This window comes from Dorea formicigenerans, assembly GCF_025150245.1.
GTDB classification, from domain to species: domain Bacteria; phylum Bacillota; class Clostridia; order Lachnospirales; family Lachnospiraceae; genus Dorea; species Dorea formicigenerans.
In genome coordinates this window covers 283,384-300,043 of sequence record NZ_CP102279.1, presented here as the reverse complement: position 1 = coordinate 300,043, position 16,660 = coordinate 283,384, and the positions used below count along the sequence as shown (strand labels likewise).

Annotated in this window: 16 protein-coding genes and 1 other annotated feature; of the genes, 9 read left to right on the top strand and 7 right to left on the bottom strand. The window is 41.2% G+C overall.

The window, feature by feature from the left end:
• Nucleotides 1–178 precede the first annotated feature (178 nt).
• Nucleotides 179–405 (bottom strand) — a binding site (T-box leader).
• Between the two features lie 554 nt (nt 406–959).
• The 3 genes from NQ560_RS01570 to NQ560_RS01560 form a co-directional block, all read right to left on the bottom strand.
• Nucleotides 960–1,904, bottom strand: a complete 945-nt coding sequence (locus NQ560_RS01570; protein WP_005332474.1) for an AEC family transporter — start codon at nt 1,902–1,904, stop codon at nt 960–962.
• A gap of 61 nt (nt 1,905–1,965) precedes the next feature.
• Nucleotides 1,966–2,769: a protein-ADP-ribose hydrolase gene (locus NQ560_RS01565; RefSeq protein ID WP_005332476.1), complete on the bottom strand. Its 804-nt coding sequence runs from the start codon at nt 2,767–2,769 to the stop codon at nt 1,966–1,968.
• Between the two features lie 76 nt (nt 2,770–2,845).
• Nucleotides 2,846–3,343: a DNA-deoxyinosine glycosylase gene (locus NQ560_RS01560; RefSeq protein ID WP_040015426.1), complete on the bottom strand. Its 498-nt coding sequence runs from the start codon at nt 3,341–3,343 to the stop codon at nt 2,846–2,848.
• 591 nt (nt 3,344–3,934) lie between these two features.
• On the opposite strand from NQ560_RS01560, the gene NQ560_RS01555 reads away from it, so the two are divergent.
• The 5 genes from NQ560_RS01555 (at nt 3,935) to NQ560_RS01535 (ending at nt 7,951) form a co-directional block, all read left to right on the top strand.
• On the top strand, nt 3,935–4,867 hold the full coding sequence (locus NQ560_RS01555; protein WP_005332482.1) for a phosphate ABC transporter substrate-binding protein: 933 nt from the start codon (nt 3,935–3,937) through the stop codon (nt 4,865–4,867).
• A 172-nt stretch (nt 4,868–5,039) separates the two neighbouring features.
• Complete coding sequence (gene pstC / locus NQ560_RS01550; protein ID WP_005332483.1) at nt 5,040–5,915, top strand: phosphate ABC transporter permease subunit PstC; 876 nt, start codon at nt 5,040–5,042, stop codon at nt 5,913–5,915.
• Nucleotides 5,905–6,738 carry an ABC transporter permease gene (locus NQ560_RS01545; RefSeq protein WP_005332485.1) on the top strand — a complete coding sequence of 278 codons (834 nt, stop codon included), beginning with the start codon at nt 5,905–5,907 and terminating at the stop codon, nt 6,736–6,738. The genes pstC and NQ560_RS01545 overlap by 11 nt, the downstream gene beginning before the upstream one ends.
• A gap of 1 nt (nt 6,739) precedes the next feature.
• A complete protein-coding gene (locus tag NQ560_RS01540) occupies nt 6,740–7,471 on the top strand; it encodes a phosphate ABC transporter ATP-binding protein (protein ID WP_005332487.1) in 732 nt (243 codons plus the stop codon).
• A 12-nt stretch (nt 7,472–7,483) separates the two neighbouring features.
• Nucleotides 7,484–7,951, top strand: a complete 468-nt coding sequence (locus tag NQ560_RS01535) for an HAD family hydrolase (protein WP_005332489.1) — start codon at nt 7,484–7,486, stop codon at nt 7,949–7,951.
• A 3-nt stretch (nt 7,952–7,954) separates the two neighbouring features.
• Here NQ560_RS01535 and NQ560_RS01530 read toward each other — a convergent pair whose 3' ends face one another.
• Complete coding sequence (locus NQ560_RS01530) at nt 7,955–8,125, bottom strand: hypothetical protein (protein WP_005332490.1); 171 nt, start codon at nt 8,123–8,125, stop codon at nt 7,955–7,957.
• 413 nt (nt 8,126–8,538) lie between these two features.
• Here NQ560_RS01530 and NQ560_RS01525 point away from each other — a divergent pair, with 413 nt between their 5' ends.
• The 4 genes from NQ560_RS01525 (at nt 8,539) to NQ560_RS01510 (ending at nt 12,622) form a co-directional block, all read left to right on the top strand.
• The gene (locus tag NQ560_RS01525; protein ID WP_005330406.1) at nt 8,539–9,360 is read left to right on the top strand and encodes a putative hydro-lyase; all 822 of its coding nucleotides are present in this window, start codon (nt 8,539–8,541) and stop codon (nt 9,358–9,360) included.
• Nucleotides 9,361–9,486: 126 nt separating this feature from the next.
• Nucleotides 9,487–10,536: a [FeFe] hydrogenase H-cluster radical SAM maturase HydE gene (gene hydE, locus NQ560_RS01520; protein WP_005330405.1), complete on the top strand. Its 1,050-nt coding sequence runs from the start codon at nt 9,487–9,489 to the stop codon at nt 10,534–10,536.
• A 95-nt stretch (nt 10,537–10,631) separates the two neighbouring features.
• On the top strand, nt 10,632–11,918 hold the full coding sequence (gene hydF / locus NQ560_RS01515; protein WP_005330404.1) for a [FeFe] hydrogenase H-cluster maturation GTPase HydF: 1,287 nt from the start codon (nt 10,632–10,634) through the stop codon (nt 11,916–11,918).
• Nucleotides 11,919–12,031: 113 nt separating this feature from the next.
• On the top strand, nt 12,032–12,622 hold the full coding sequence (locus NQ560_RS01510; protein ID WP_040015225.1) for a nitroreductase family protein: 591 nt from the start codon (nt 12,032–12,034) through the stop codon (nt 12,620–12,622).
• Between the two features lie 107 nt (nt 12,623–12,729).
• On the opposite strand, the gene NQ560_RS01505 is transcribed toward NQ560_RS01510, so the two are convergent.
• The 3 genes from NQ560_RS01505 to NQ560_RS01495 all read right to left on the bottom strand — a co-directional run bounded on the left by NQ560_RS01505 (nt 12,730) and on the right by NQ560_RS01495 (nt 16,649).
• Nucleotides 12,730–13,275 carry an LOG family protein gene (locus tag NQ560_RS01505; protein ID WP_005330402.1) on the bottom strand — a complete coding sequence of 182 codons (546 nt, stop codon included), beginning with the start codon at nt 13,273–13,275 and terminating at the stop codon, nt 12,730–12,732.
• Nucleotides 13,276–13,533: 258 nt separating this feature from the next.
• Entirely contained in the window at nt 13,534–15,978 is a 2,445-nt protein-coding gene (locus tag NQ560_RS01500) for an ABC transporter permease (protein ID WP_005330401.1), read from the bottom strand.
• On the bottom strand, nt 15,975–16,649 hold the full coding sequence (locus tag NQ560_RS01495; RefSeq protein ID WP_005330400.1) for an ABC transporter ATP-binding protein: 675 nt from the start codon (nt 16,647–16,649) through the stop codon (nt 15,975–15,977). Before NQ560_RS01495 ends, NQ560_RS01500 begins: the two co-directional genes overlap by 4 nt.
• Nucleotides 16,650–16,660 lie beyond the last annotated feature (11 nt).

Sequence of the window (16,660 nt, the reverse complement as noted above, 5' to 3'; positions counted from 1 at the left end):
GTTTTCACACATTTTTCACATTTCAGGGCAAAATATAGAATGTGCCCCAGCACATTCTGGCGCCTGCGGTGGTCGCTTGCGGTACCATCATTGTACGCCGCAGTGCGCATCCTGCCGGAGGCTTTTTTATAATTAGGAAATGCATTTCTTAATTATAAAAAAAACGCCCTTTATTCTCACAAAGGGCGATTGATTCGCGGTACCACCTTTATTATATAGAAGAAACTCCTCTATACATCTCATCCTATTCTTTAACGGGAACGACTCCGGGACCGCCTACTGTGACTTCAGCGTTCCTGCTCCAAAGCTACCTTCTGCATCTCTGTTCTTGAGTGCCTCGCAGCCAATGGGCATCTCTCTCTGTCAGAACGACCTATGCATACTCCTCTTTTTCAACGCATTTAACTGGTTTATCAACCATGAAACTACAAAATATCATAGCCACAGAAGTCCTGTTTGTCAAGGTTTTTAGGGAATTTTCAGAAAACCTTAAGAGACCGCATCAAAAGGGGATCTCGAAAGCTGAGTGATTTTCTATTGTTGCTGCGCCGCTTATCTCTGTGAGATTATGCAAACTCGCTGATGGCTCAGGCAGTGCATAATCTCACAGGCTATGCTCGCACCAATTTCGAAAATAACTCCATGCTTTCTTGAGACCCTTTTGATGCTTTTGTATTGTGATATCCACTACTGTATAGGAAATCTGTTATTTTTCAGTAGATATATTATGCAATCGCTTCTATTATTATCTGTTATACAATTACTTTATAGTTCGGCATCTCTCTCTTCTCCGTCATAAGTTGTCAGTTTAATAGGAGTATCTTCTGTGACATCTGCGTGTATTCCTACGGTGTACTCTATATTTTCTTTGAGTTGTTTTAAGCAGGTAGAACCGCCTGCCGGGATTGTTTCTGTCCGTTCTTCTTCGCCGTTATAATGAGAGAAATTAAGCTTCTTTATTACACGATTCCTAAAGTTTTCAATATATACAGCCACCCGGTCAATGTGAATGCACTGAACATAGTGGTAAGCATTACTGTACTGGCAGTAAGGACACCTTCATGTCCCATATTTTTTGCCATAACATAACTACTTACAGTCGTCGCAGATCCGAGCATAACAAGGATTGCAACGATTTCTTCATTCTTAAATCCCAGCCCGGCTGCGATTGGCAGAAAGACTGCCGCAAATCCGACAAGCTTCATAACAGCCGCCACAATAGACGGTTTGGCTTTCGCGGAAGCTTTGTGGATATCAAAGGTCGCTCCCATTGCCATAAGTCCCATCGGAGTTGCCATGTTTCCAATACTTGTCACCGTCTTCGCCGGGATTCCGGAAAATGGAAGACGGCAAGCCGACCAGAGAAGTCCAATCACAATTCCAATAATAATCGGGTTGGTAATAATTCCTTTTAAAGTTTTCTTTAATACCTCTTTATCAATCTTGCTCTGTCCTGGTTTGAAAAAGGACAGAACAACAACCGCCATAATATTATAAAGCGGAACACTGCCGATGATCATGACTGGCGCCATACCCGCATTTCCATAAATATTTTGGATAAATGCAATACCAAGAAGCGCCGCGCTGCTTCGATAAGAAGCCTGAATAAATTCCCCACGGATAGACTTATCCTTCCAAAGACAGGAAATTCCCGCTGAAATTATAATACAAATCAAGGTTACAATAAAACAAAATATAACAAATTTTACATTCCAGACTTTCGAAAAATCTACTGTCGCAAGATCCCCGAATAATAATAACGGCAACGGCACTTTAAATACGAATTTATTCATTTTCGAGGCAAACTCCTCATCCATCCAGCCTATATGACGAAAAAAAAGTCCCAGGATCATCATTAAGAATATAGGACCTGTCGCATTTAAACAAAAAAATAAATTATCCATCTACAACCTCCAGATAAAATCCAATTGGGGACGGGGTTTTTTCAAAAAAACCCCGGTACCGCTAACAAAAAAGTTTCTTGTATATATTAAAATCTTGCTCTTTGAACACGTTAAAGATCACACGTTCGATGCTGGTTTTTGTTAAAAACCGGTCAACCGTGTCTACTGCGATTTCTGCTGCCAGTTTATTGGGAAAATGGAATTCTCCGGTTGAGATGCAACAAAATGCTATGGATTTTAAACTTGATTTTTCTGCCACTTTCAGGCAGTTGAGATAGCAGTCTTTTAGCTGCTCTTTTTGTTTTTCTGTTACTGCCAGTCCGACAATTGGTCCTACTGTATGTATGACGTGTTTAGCCGGAAGGTTGTAGCCTTTTGTAATCTTTGCTTTTCCTATCGGTTCTTCGTGTCCTTGTTCTGCCATGATTTCTGCACATTCATTACGAAGCTGAATTCCTGCCGCCGAGTGAATGGCGTTGTCGATGCAGCCATGACATGGTACAAAACAGCCGAGAAGCTGGCTGTTCGCTGCATTTACTATTGCATCTACGCCTAATCTTGTAATGTCACCGCGCCACAGGGATATGCGGTCACTGTTCTTAATCTCTGAACATGGATATTCCTGCTCGATTACTGGAATATCGTTGCATGTCACGATTCCTTTTTCCTCTGCTTCTTCCTGTAAAAGTTCATCTTGCAATTTTTCATATTCTGCTGATGCATGTCCCGGATAACGGACATTCATGAGACTTCGAAGAAGACGCCTTTGTTCTCCCTCATCGATTGGATCCGGAATACTGGCATAGCCTTGATTTTCCTGTTTCAGATATTGTATTAACGTGCTGACTTTTTGCTCACGTGTCATAAGCTTCCTCCTGTTAAAATAAATATTCAAACTCCTAATTCTAAATCTACCTTAGCCTGTTTATTAGTAAGTTTTCCTATCTAATGTATTCTTGTATCACTGAATAAGCCTCATATAGTTCTTCGTAGCTCACCCGACAGTTCGCAGGGCTTGTGGAAGGCAGGCAGATGATTTCAATACCCGTATCTTTGTAGCAATAGCGTCTGTACAGTTGTGCTGCTTTTTGACCGGTTGCAAAGATTGCCTGTATTGGTGCTTCTTTTAGGATAAGATTCATGTCATTTGGTTTTGGATTACGGATGCTGCTGTCATTTGCTCCCCGAATCTCACAGCCTGCCAGTACATCCCATACTGCGATATGATTGCGCAAGGCAAATGTGATTTTATCTTTCTTAGTCTCCGGCACTTCCTCTCCACATACATCTGACAATACTTTCCAGAACCGGTTTCTTGGATGCCCGTAATAAAATCCTACTTCCCGGGATTTGGGGGATGGCATCGTTCCAAGCATCAAAACTTTAGATTCTTTATTATAAATTGGTTTAAATTCATGTGTTACATGTTCTACTTCCATAATCCAACTCCATTTACGCATACTCTGACATTTTTGCTGCGAGGTGCGCGTCATGCAATTGCATGACATACTTCTATTGCGCACCTCTGCAAGTCTACACTCCGTTTCGGTCGGCGCAAAACCATTGTCCACCGGACAATGTGCGCCTTGCCGGAGGCTATATCATGCAAATGTATAACATAATTCTACTGCGCACCTCTGTAAATCTACGTTTTTTCGTCCCTAATCATAGCATAATTTCTTGTACCAGTCACTCTGTTTTCCTTTTTATCCATATGTTACTTGTATGTTGTTTGTTTTTTCGTCTGCATGATTTGTATTAACAATTTATTCACATTTCGTTTCATCGGCTTGTCATAAATACACTTGCTTTGAGTTCTTCATCTATATTTTTTATTAATTTTTCTTTATTTTAGAATGTATTAATTGAGAATATCCAACATTTTTTCTCATATTTTCTATTAATTCTACATTTCAATCGATTTTATCTATAAATATATATTTATTATTAACTTTATCTATTTGTAAAGTTTTTGTAAACAAGCTATAATATCCACGTAAACTTTAAAAAGTGATCGGGAGGTATTTCTAATGAAAAAGAAAGTATTATCAATTCTCCTTACAGCCGCTATGGTAATGTCCATGGCTGTAGGATGCGGCTCTAACAAATCAGCGTCCACAGACGCAAAAGACGACACAAAGACAGAGTCATCTGCTGATGGGGAAAGCAACCAGATTCTGTTCAATGGTTCTTCTACACTGGCACCGGTTATTACTTCTATCGCAACGAATTTCTTCGATACATATGGAACATGGAAAGCTTATGATTCCTCTCTTCCAGATGAAGATATTGCAATTTATGTTTCCGCAGGTGGTTCCGGACAAGGAACAAAAGCTGTCATCGATGGTACATCTACTTTCGGTATGGTAGCAAGAAGTGTAAAAGATGAAGAGAAAAAGGCGATCAAAGACGAGAAAGAATATCAGGTTGGTATCGATGCTCTTACAATCGCTGTAAACCCTGAGAACCCTGTAACTAAAATTATTGATGACCTTTCTACAGAGCAGATTGTAAGCCTGTTCTCCGGTGAATATAAAACATGGAAAGATCTTGATGCTTCTCTTCCAGATGAGGAAGTCGTAGTTATCACTCGTGACATTAACGGTGGTGCCCACGAAGTATTCCAGAAGAACATCATGGGTGATACAGAAGTGAAATCTGATGCTATCCAGGCTTCTTCCATGGGTGAACTTGTTCAGGATATCATCGACAATCCATATGCAATCGGTTATGCATCATTCGGTGTTGCTAACCAGAATGCCGGAAAAGTTGTTACTATGAAAGTAAATGGTGTTGAGCCTACAAAAGAGAATATCATCAATGGTTCTTACATCATTCAGAGACCTCTGCTGTTAGTTGGTTCCGGTGAACCTACAGCTGTTCAGCAGGCATTCTTAGACGTAGTTCTTGGAGACGAAGGTCAGAAAACTGTAGAAGATATGGGATTCATTCCTATGAACTAAGACTTTTATTTCAATCCAAAGAGGGTGTGTCACATGCACACCCTCTTCTTTATATATGAATGTCTCTTGCATAACACGCATTGTAGCTTATAATGAAAATGTTACAGGTATCGGTCACAGGCGTTTTAATATGCCAAGGTCTATTCTCTATACAAATTAGAAAGGACATCTTATGTTAAGAAAACTACCAGATAAAATCAGCAGATTCCTTATTTACCTCACTGCGTTTGGAGTTAGCGCACTGATGGCTATTATGCTGATCCATATCATAAAAGAAAGCATTCCCGCTTTTTCAGAACTAGGGATAAAAATGTTTCTCCCTTCTACGGAATGGCGGCCTGTCAGTGCAAACCCACAATTTGGACTACTGCCTGCAATTACAGGAACTTTATACGTATCGTTCATTGCAGTAGTCCTGGCTCTGATTTTCGGCGTTGCCTGCGCATGCTTTCTGAATTTTTATCTTCCAGAAAAAATAGCCGCTGTCTTTCTGGCTTTTATCGACTTGGTTGCCGGAATTCCTTCCGTGATCTTTGGATTTATCGGACTTACTGTCCTGGTAAAAAGTTTTGCCACACAATTTCATATGGCAGCCGGACAATGTATTCTCGCTGCCGGGATTGTACTGGCAATCATGCTGCTGCCATTCGTTATCTCGACCTGTCACGAATCTATTCGCGTTGCACGTACACAATATGAACTGACAGCACTTGCACTCGGCTTTTCCCGGGAAATAACTCTGGTCAAAATCATTTTTCCGGCAATCCGCCCAGGCATCGTTGCCGGAGCTATGATGGCTTTCGGGCGTGCACTTGGCGAAACTATGGCAGTTATGATGGTCATTGGAAATTCTCCGATCTTCCCGAAACTTCTTGGTCGTGGTCAGACCTTGCCTTCCCTGACTGCACTGGAAATGGGAAGTATCGAGTACGGCAGTCTCCATCTGTCCGCACTTTATGTTGCAAATGTTGTGTTACTGGTCATTTTGCTGGTCGTACTGGGAATCGGCTATCTTTTGAAGAGGAGGTTAGCAAAACATGAATTCTAAGGTATCCAAATATTTGATCCGCATTGTTCTGATCTTGCTTGGACTAAGTGTCATTGGCGTTACACTGTTCCTCTTCCTGTACGTATTCTGGAAGGGAAAAACTGTCATGAGCCTTTCTTTCATTTTGGACAAGCCTGCCGGTGTACCAATCGGGACTGCCGGTGGAATTTTCCCGGCTCTTATGGGATCTCTTTATCTCGGTGCACTTGCCGCACTGATTGGAGGAATCCTTGGAATCGGTGCTTCCGCATACCTTGTTTTTTACCATAGAAACAAATATGTGTCCGGCATTGTAAATTTCGCAATCACAGGACTGTCCGGTATCCCGTCTATTTTATTTGGTCTGGTGGGTTACACACTCCTGATCTATGGTTTTGGCATCAGCCGGAGTCTTTTGTGTGCATCACTTTGCGTCTCTGCCATGATTGTGCCATTTGTTGCGATCCGCGCTCGCAAAGTCTTTGAAGAAAAGGGAATTTCCTATATGACTAATTCCATCGGTCTTGGACTTTCCAGAGAATATGCTCTTAGAAAAATGATTCTTCCGGTCTGCTTCCCTGAACTTCTCGGAACAGTTGCACTTGGAATGGCATACGGAATGGGCGCAGTTGCCCCGATTCTGTACACAGGTGCAGTGATGCAGGCTGGCGTTCCTTCGAAACTGACAGATCCGTTCATGTCCCTGCCATATCACTTATATACTTTGGTAAACAACGGATTCTCTCTGGACTATGCCTACGGCACAGCATTTGTACTGATGCTTTTACTATTGATCATTCAACTGATCTGCAAATTTGTTACTTACATGAGAAAGGGAAACTAATATGTTAACAATCGAACATTTAAATTGCGGATATGGAAAGCATGAAATTCTTCATGATATTTCTGTGACGATTCCAGATAAAAAGATTACTGCCATCGTCGGACAATCCGGCTGCGGAAAGACAACATTTTTAAAAACTTTAAATCGTATGGTGGAAGAGGAACAAGGATATACAACCGGAAAGATTTCTCTTGGTGATGCCGATATCAAATCTATTTCGAAAGAAACTTTAAGAAGCCGCATCGGCATGGTCTTCCAACAGCCGATTGCTTTTCCACACAGTATTGAGAAGAATCTGACTTATGTGTTAAAATATTATGGTATCAGGGATAAAAAAGTTCTGTCTGAAAAAGTAGAAGAAAGTCTGAAGAAAGCAAAATTATATGAGGAAGTAAAAGATCAGTTAAAAAAATCTGCCCTCAAGTTATCCGGTGGGCAGAAACAGCGCCTTGCAATTGCCAGAAGTCTCTGTGTAAATCCTGAAATCCTGCTTCTCGACGAGCCTTGCTCCGCACTGGATATGAAAAATACAATCGCAATTGAAGAAACCCTTATGGAACTCAAAGGTCAGTACACATTTGTCATTGTTACACATAATCTTGGACAGGCAAAGCGCATCGCTGACCAGATTATTTTCATGGATCAGGGAAAGATACTGGAAGTTACTGACAAAGAAACTTTCTTTGACTCACCGGCTACAGAACTTGCCCGCGAACAAATTCAATATATGTAAGGGGAAACTTATATGATCATCGAAATTCCAGGCTATAAAACACTGGACCTTGACTATCTGGTCCTTGACTACAACGGAACCATTGCCGTTGACGGGCTGATTCCACCTGCAATCAAAGAGCGGCTGCTCCTGCTCGGAGATTCATTTAAAATCTATGTACTGACCGCAGACACTCACGGCACTGCGGCTGCCATGTGCGACGGACTTCCTTTGGAAATTATGACATTTCCTTCCGGTTCCGCCATGGATGAGAAGCTTCGTATTCTAAGCTCACTGGGTGCCAAACACTGTATCGCCATCGGCAACGGACGGAATGACGTACCAATGTGTCAGGCCGCTGCCTTAAGTATCGCAGTGATGGGTACCGAAGGGGCCTACGGAAAGTTGCTTTCAGAATGCGATGTCTGCACAACTTCCATAGCCGATGCACTGGACCTTCTGATGCTGCCGAAGAGACTGGTCGCGACCTTGAGAGGATAAATACTACTTCATAGAATACTGCATCATCGCATAATGCAGTTCACAGCCTTCATATATATCAGCCGGCAGTAGTGCTCTCGCCACAAGCTTGAGTTCTGCCTCCGGCTGGTCTACTCTCTGCAAATGTGCATAATCTCCATCAATCTGTTTTACAATATAATCACATTCCAACATCTTCGTTCTCCTTTACAACTTCAAGTTTAAATACATAAATCATTCCTTGTCCCACTATCATTTTACCATGAAATTGACATCTGTTAATGAATAAAATAAAAGAATATCTATAAAATATCAATCTCCTCTTTTTATTGCTCCCATGTCTTTATTTTGTTACAATAGAAGATATAGCTGAACAGAATTAAGATGCTGAATCTTTTCAAGAATGCCTCGGCATTCTTGCTGCGAGGTGCGCGTCATGCAATTGCATGACATACTTCTACTGCGCACCTCTGCAATCCTGCCGGAGGCTATATCAGCTGTGGGATTGACTCCCACCACTGATATCAGCTTGTTTCTCACCACCTATAGGTGGGAGTCATCTCCCAGCTGATATAATAATTTTGCAAAACTGAAAGGAGACTATCATCATGGCATTTGACATCACACCTTATGTAGACAAAACACCAGCAGAGGTTCGGGCACTCTGCCGAGATGGAGTTATTGACTTCCCGACCGCAGGAATGTGCCGTGGTTACGCACAGGCAAACCTTGTAATCCTGCCTCCGGAATACGCAGCAGATTTCGAAGAATTTGCAAAAAAGAATCCATTTCCTTGTCCGATTCTTGAAATCATCAAAGGAACGCCCGACACACACGCCATGGGCGAAGGCGGTAATATCTGCACTGATATTCCAAGATACCGTATCTACGAAAACGGCGTATTTACAAAAGAACTGACTGACGTATCTTCTTATTGGAAAGAAGGCTATGTCGGCTTCCTGATTGGCTGCTCTTTCTCTTTTGAAGAGACATTGATCAAAGAAGGAATCGAAATCCGTCACATTTCCCAGGGACGTAACGTACCAATGTTTAAGACGAATATCCAAACCGTTCCTGTTGGACCATTTTCCGGTCCTATGGTATGCTCCATGCGCCCGATGACTCCGGAAAATGCACAGAAAGCTTATGATATTACAGTGAAGATGCCAAATGTACACGGTGCTCCGGTACAGATGGGCAATCCGGAAGAAGTCGGTGTTATGGATGTCATGAAACCGGATTACGGCGAAGCCGTTGATATCTACGAAGGTGAAATCCCTGTATTCTGGCCATGCGGAGTTACACCTCAGGCTGCCATCGAAAATGCAAAACTTCCAATCGTAATCACACATGCACCGGGACATATGTTTATTACAGATATCCTGAATTCTGAGTTGAATGATTATCTGGAAGCGCAGAAAAATAAATAGACTTTGAAATAAACTTTTATGCTGCTACAAGATGGTGGAAAATAACGTTGCAGAAGCATTCTTTATCAACCCACACCAGCTATGTGGCAGTTTTTACAAATATGGTAATTACATGCAGGAGGTACTATGACCGGACCGAAGGAACTTATTGACAAATTACATAAAAATCAGGAGCTTTCACTTGAAGAGTGGACCGAACTGATTAAGAATCGCACGCCGGAACTTTCCGAGTACCTTTTCGAACTTGCCAGAGAAGAACGCCACAAATACTATGGGCATAACGTTTATGTCCGTGGTCTGATCGAGTTTACAAACTATTGTCGAAACGATTGCCTCTATTGTGGTATCCGAAAAAGTAATGCAGCAGCACACCGGTATCGTCTGGACGAGGATACCATTCTTCGCTGCTGCCAGGAAGGCTATAATCTGGGATTTCGCACATTTGTCCTGCAAGGTGGAGAAGATGGATATTTTACAGAAGAGCGGATTATCCACATTGTCAGACGAATCCGAGAACATTTTCCACAATGTGCGATCACTCTTTCCATTGGAGAGTGGAAAAAAGACAGTTATCAGGCATTCTTTGATGCTGGCGCAGACCGTTATCTCTTGCGCCATGAGACTTACAATCCTGAACATTACGCTAAGCTCCACCCGCCAATCTTAAGTGCTGCTCACAGACAGCAGTGTCTCTGGGATTTGAAAGATATCGGATATCAGGTCGGAACCGGATTTATGGTTGGAGCACCTTATCAGACACCAGAATATCTGGCAGAAGATATGTTATTCTTAAAGGAACTTAATCCTCATATGGTAGGAATCGGACCTTTCATTCCGCATCATGATACGCCATTTGCAGACCAGCCTGCCGGTACACTAGAGCTTACGCTCTTTATGCTTGGCCTGATCCGGCTAATGCTGCCGAAGGTCCTGCTTCCGGCTACGACCGCGCTTGGAACCATTCACCCGAAAGGCCGTGAGCTTGGAATCCTTGCAGGTGCAAATGTTGTCATGCCGAACCTGTCACCGACAGAAGTGCGAAAAGATTATCTTCTCTACGATAATAAAATCTGTACCGGTGACGAATCGGCACAATGCCGGCACTGTCTGGAACGCCGCATGGCATCTGTCGGATACCAGGTGGTGACTTCCAGAGGAGACTCACTCAATATTTAAAGTTGAACACACGTACAAAATCATTTACAACGTCACTATTTTATATCTATTCAAGAATGTGCTTTGGCACATTCTTTGTTATAAGGAGTTCCATTATGAGCTTAAATAATACACCGTCCGCCGAGCGGCTTCATATCGGTATCTTTGGAAAACGAAATGCTGGAAAATCCAGCGTTATCAATGCATTGACCGGGCAGAATCTGGCAATTGTGTCTGATATCAAAGGCACAACGACAGATCCTGTCTTAAAATCTATGGAGCTTTTACCTTTGGGTCCAGTCGTCATCATCGATACTCCGGGACTTGATGATGATGCAGATATTTTGGGAAAACTGCGTATTCAGAAAGCCTATCAAATGTTGAATAAAACCGACATCGCAATTCTTGTTATAGACGGAACTGTCGGTATGACTGAAGAAGACAAAAAAATTCTTACCCGCATTCAGGATAAGAATATTCCTTATATTGTTGTATTGAATAAAGCAGATCTGGCTGTCTCCAAAGTCTGTCCGGACAATCAGTCTGATTCTGATGTCTGCAACACTCTGGACTCCATAAAAGCTGATATTGTCGAATCCTGTCAAATTCCTTCTGAACACATTTTGTGGGTCAGTGCACAGGATCACAGCAATATCCAGGAACTGAAGGAATTAATCGGAAAGCTCATTCCTTCTTCTGATAATGACCGATATATCGTACACGACCTAATCCGTCCAATGGACCTGATTGTTCTTGTTGTGCCAATCGATTCTGCTGCACCAAAAGGCAGACTGATTCTTCCACAGCAGCAAACCATCCGTGATATTCTGGAGTCCGGTGCCGTTTCCATTGTTGTAAGAGAAACAGAACTGGCTGATACATTAAAAAAACTCGGTCGCGATCCAGACCTGGTCATTACAGACAGTCAAGCCTTCAAACAAGTATCTGCCATTGTTCCTGAACATGTACCATTAACTTCATTTTCCATACTATTTGCAAGATATAAAGGAAACCTGAAAACAGTAGTGCATGGCGCATATACACTGGACAAATTAAAAAAAGGTGACAAAATTCTGATTAGCGAAGGATGCACACATCACCGCCAATGCGGTGATATCGGAACTGTTAAGCTTCCAAATCTGATTCGCCGATACACCGAAAAAGATTTTGAATTTGAATTTACAAGCGGAACTGAATTTCCACTGAATCTTTCCGAATATCAGCTCATTATCCACTGCGGAGGCTGTATGTTAAACGAACGAGAAATGAAATATCGTCTAAAATGTGCCGAAGATGCACACATTCCTATGACAAACTATGGAACTGCGATTGCTTATATGAACGGAATCTTAAACCGGAGCATCTCTATCTTTCGGGACACGTTGGACTTAAAGGAAATCTAAATCTTGTAACGGACTACATTGTATGTTCATCCTTCACCAGAAAAGCACCTTTGGGTGCTTTTCTGCAAGGAATAGTCACTGTAAATGCTATTTATATCAGCTGGGGGATATCTATGATTCAGGAAATTGAGAACAGAAGAAGTATAAGAAAATATAAAGCGGATAAAATTAACAAGGAATTAATTGAAGATATAATATATAGTGCGACTCTTGCTCCGTCTGCCAAAAACAGGCAGCCTTGGAAGTTTATTGTATATCAAGGCAAAGAAAAAGAGAAATTGGTTGATGTTATGCGCCAGGGCATAAATTCAGAAAAAATCACGCATGCACTTATGAAAGAATGGGCGTTTGCCATACCAGATGCTGAAAATACTGTCAGAATTATGGAAGAGGCGCCATGTCTTATAGCAGTGCTTAACACAAATCAGAAAACTCCATTTGAAGGTATTGAAAATGAAAAACGCATCGTGGAAATTTGCGATTCACTATCCATAGGCGCCGCTATTGAAAACATGATATTGACAGCAACAGAACATGGATTAGGTACATTATGGATTGCAAATACGTGTTTTGCGTATAATGAACTTGTAGATTTTATCAAAACAGACAACCAGTTAACCGGAATTGTTGCTGTTGGATTTGCAAATGAAGCTCCAGCTAAAAGACCACGGAAGCCATTCACAGATATTGTTGAATACCGATAAGTACATATGCACTTCCCCCTTCCTTTCTATGATTTAGATCGGAAGGGGCTTAAAGAATCCGTTGCTGTTGCTTTTATTTCTATCCCAACATTTGAATCTGGTTTCTGCTAATCCTCTTTCAAAGAGCATAAAATGTCTGTTATTTGCTCCAGGCTTTCTGCAAAATATATTCCTTTTTGTCTTTCCTCTGATGACAATCCCATGTCAATCATATGTTTAAGCATTGCTTTTAAGCCATCATAGTAACCATTAAGATTATATACAATACACGGTGCATTTAACTGCTTCAGTGATACTTTTGACATAATCTCAGTTATTTCTTCCAAAGTACCTGTTCCTCCAGGAAATGCAATAAATGCATTGCCAAGTTCAATCATTTTGTTTTTTCGTTCCGACATATCCTTAGTTACGATCAGTTTTGTAATTCCTTCGTGCTGAAATTCATTTTCAATAAAAAATTGTGGCTCAACACCCGTAACATTGCCGCCTGCATTCAATACACTATCGGCTAATGCTCCCATCAAACCACTTTTAGAACCTCCGTAAATAAGTGCGTTGCCACTTTTTCCAATCCAGGTTCCCAGTTCTTTGACTGCCCTTTTTAACGACGGATTGTTACCTTCATTTGCACCAAGATATACTGTAATATTCATTTAATTTTTCTCCTTTGTAAAAAAGTATTTTTCCAACCTCAACTCCGCACTTTTTCTTTATCTGTGAATTCAAAAATACCCTCTGCATTCATCCTGCTTTTATTTTAGTTGGGACGAATAACCGTCTCACAGAACATATTTTATCGCAAGGCTTTAAAAAATGGAATAGATTTTACCAAACGACAGTTTTCAAAAAACTTATCTGTCAAAAATTAATTTCTCCTCTTCGTTAAGACCTAGTTCATTACATATTACTTGCTATCCCTGATACCTTATTCTTTCTACCAGCGTTTCCTTTTTCAGATTACTGCTTAAAACGCAGGAAAGTACAATCTGCAACAGACCGACCAAAAGAATCATAATAAAAATTGGTACGATTGGAACATGGTAGATATTCATTCCAAATATTCCATTATGTTTTGCATAGGAAAAAAGTGTATAGCCGAGCGGCAGACCAATGATCAAAGCTACGCATATGGTACCAACCGTAAAAATCAGTCCCTGTAACTGCAGACATAAATTTAATTGTTTATTTGTCATACCCACAGCCTGTAATACACCATATTCCTGCTTTTTTGTCGTAATATTCATAATCATGGTATTCGCCATATTCATAAACCCGATGAGTCCTACAATGGCCATAAACAGATAACAGCCAAGCTTCATCATGCTGCTTGCAAATTCGGCAGATTGTAACTGCGCATGATAGGTATCCATTTTTATATGCGAAGTATTAGAAAGCAAAGTATTCAGACTTTGTTCCACAGATGCCACATCTTTTTTATCACAGTCCACCCACAGATAGCCATAGGCTGTTCCTCTCGGATTCATGGAACGGTATACACCTTCTGGAATGACAAGATAAGTGTCCGCACTTACAAAAGATCCTGCAATCTTTCCCTGATAGGTATAGGTTCCACTTCCATTCTCAAAGTCAAATGCAATGGATTCACCCGGAGCATATCCATCTTGTTCCATCCACGTTGACCAGCCAAAGAAAATATCACCATTCTTTACCGCCTGATCATAGTCCATAGAGCCAATATCCCCATCTTGGCGCATAAAATCAAAATCCTTTTTACTCACAACAGCAGCCGGAAATCTTGTTCCGTTCAGATTTACAGAGACAATCTCTCTCGTCATGACATCTGTCACTCCCGGAATGCTTTTGATTTCTTCAATCAGCGAATCATTCAATGGATTATCCGTCAGAATCGTATCCAGATTATTCTCGGGATATCTTTCATCATACTCAGAAGAATAGTCAAGCTGCAGTTCAAATTGTCCATGATTAACGGAAAGACGTGCTTCATGCTCCGTGTCAATATTTCCCACATAATTAGAGATAATCACAAACAATGCGCAGGAAAGCCCCAGTGTAAGGATGGTACCAATGGTTCTTTTTGGATTACCCGTTATATTTGCCATTGCCATAGAAAACACGGTGACATTTTTTCTGCCATTTCGTTTTCCTTTTTTTTGTGTTTCTGCATTTTCTAAATACCGTGTTGCTTCGATAGGTGAAATCCGTGAAACAATTTTCATTGGTTTACGCAGTGCCAAAGCAACGGTAAGAAATGATACGAAAATACATAGAAGCATAACAGGCAGGGAAAACAGTGACACCTGCTGATTTTGAACTCCCATAGAGCCAGTTCCGGTTGATACAAGGTTCCCCTGTTCTACCAGCCAGTTAAAACCGCATTTTGCAATCAGAAAACCAAGAAGCAATCCAACTGGTATTGAAGAAATTGTCAAAAACATACCCTCTCTGAAGATCAGTTGTTTCATCTGCTTTTTTGTTGCTCCCAGAGCCTTGATTTTTCCATACTCCTGTATCTTGTTAGCAATACCGACCTGAAAAATATTATAAATGACCACAACAGAGAAAAGTACAATTGCAAGAATCAAAACCCCGCATACCGCAATCGTTTCATAACTCGGCTGCAAGACCCATTGCAAATAGAGATCATTGACTATAACGTTTTTTTCTTCGATCCCACAAGCTGCTGCAATCTGCTTTATAACCGAATCAATATTATTCATAGATACATTTGCAGAATCATTTAAAGTAAAATAAATATTATACTGTCTGTCATTCTCTGCGACGTGCTCATCATAAAACTCCTGTGACCCGAAAGCAACATAAGATGCCTCGATGGTATACTCATCCCGATCATATAGGATTCCGCTGACAACAAATTCTTCCGGCTTATATTCTGACTGCATCCCTGCGCGGTAATCCAGTGTAACCGTATCTCCGATCTTTACATCACCATACCCCATTGCACGAAAAAATGCTCTTCCTGCGGCAATTTCCTGCATTTTTTCCGGATACTTTCCTTCCTTCAACTCATATTCTTTATTATAAGGAAGCATTTTTCTTGCAATCTCATCCATGCAGACAAACCCGCCTTTTTCATTACCTTTTATGATACCTTCAGTGCACATAGAGCCTGTAGCATCTATTTCCGCACGGCGGTTTACTTCTTTTAACTGCGATCCGTCTGCGGAAACAAACAGACCATAATTGCTTCCATATGATCCTGCCGCCTGACTTTTCTGTAAATGAATTACCCCATTTCCCACAGTACTGATGATAACAAGCAGCATCGTGGTCAGACAGATTGCCATCATAATCAGTATACTTCTTGTCCTGTTCCTTTTGTCATTGCTATATGCAATCCTGCTTATTGTCTTCATCTAAAATCCACCACCTGTCCGTCCTCAATCACCAGAATACGGTCAGCGACCTGTGCAATTTCGTCATCATGGGTAATCATTACAATTGTCTGTCCATATTTTTTTGCTGTCATCTTAAGCAGGGCGATTACCTCATCACTGGTCTTAGAATCAAGATTTCCTGTCGGCTCATCTGCAAATATAATTTCCGGACGATTCACCAGTGCTCTTGCAATTGCTACTCTCTGTTGCTGTCCTCCGGATAACTGATTTGGCAGATTATAAATCCGGTTTTCAATCCCCAGAGTTGCAATAATATCATTTACATACGCTTCATCCACTTTTCTTCCATCCAGCCCCAGTGGCAGTACAATATTTTCCCAGACATTAACAGATGAAACCAGATTAAATGCCTGAAAAACAAATCCGATTTTTCTTCTGCGGAAAACAGCAAGGGCATCTTCCTTCATCCTGTATAAATCTTTCCCTGCTAAAGTAACACTGCCTTTTGTCGGGGTGTCTAGCCCTCCAAGCATATGAAGTAATGTACTTTTACCGGAACCTGACTTTCCGACAATTGCGACAAATTCTCCCTGCTCAATCTGAATGTCCACCTGATTGACCGCTTTGATCTGATTCTCACCTGCGCCATAAAACTTACAAAGCTGCTTGGTTTCTAATATCACACTCATGTGTTGCCTCC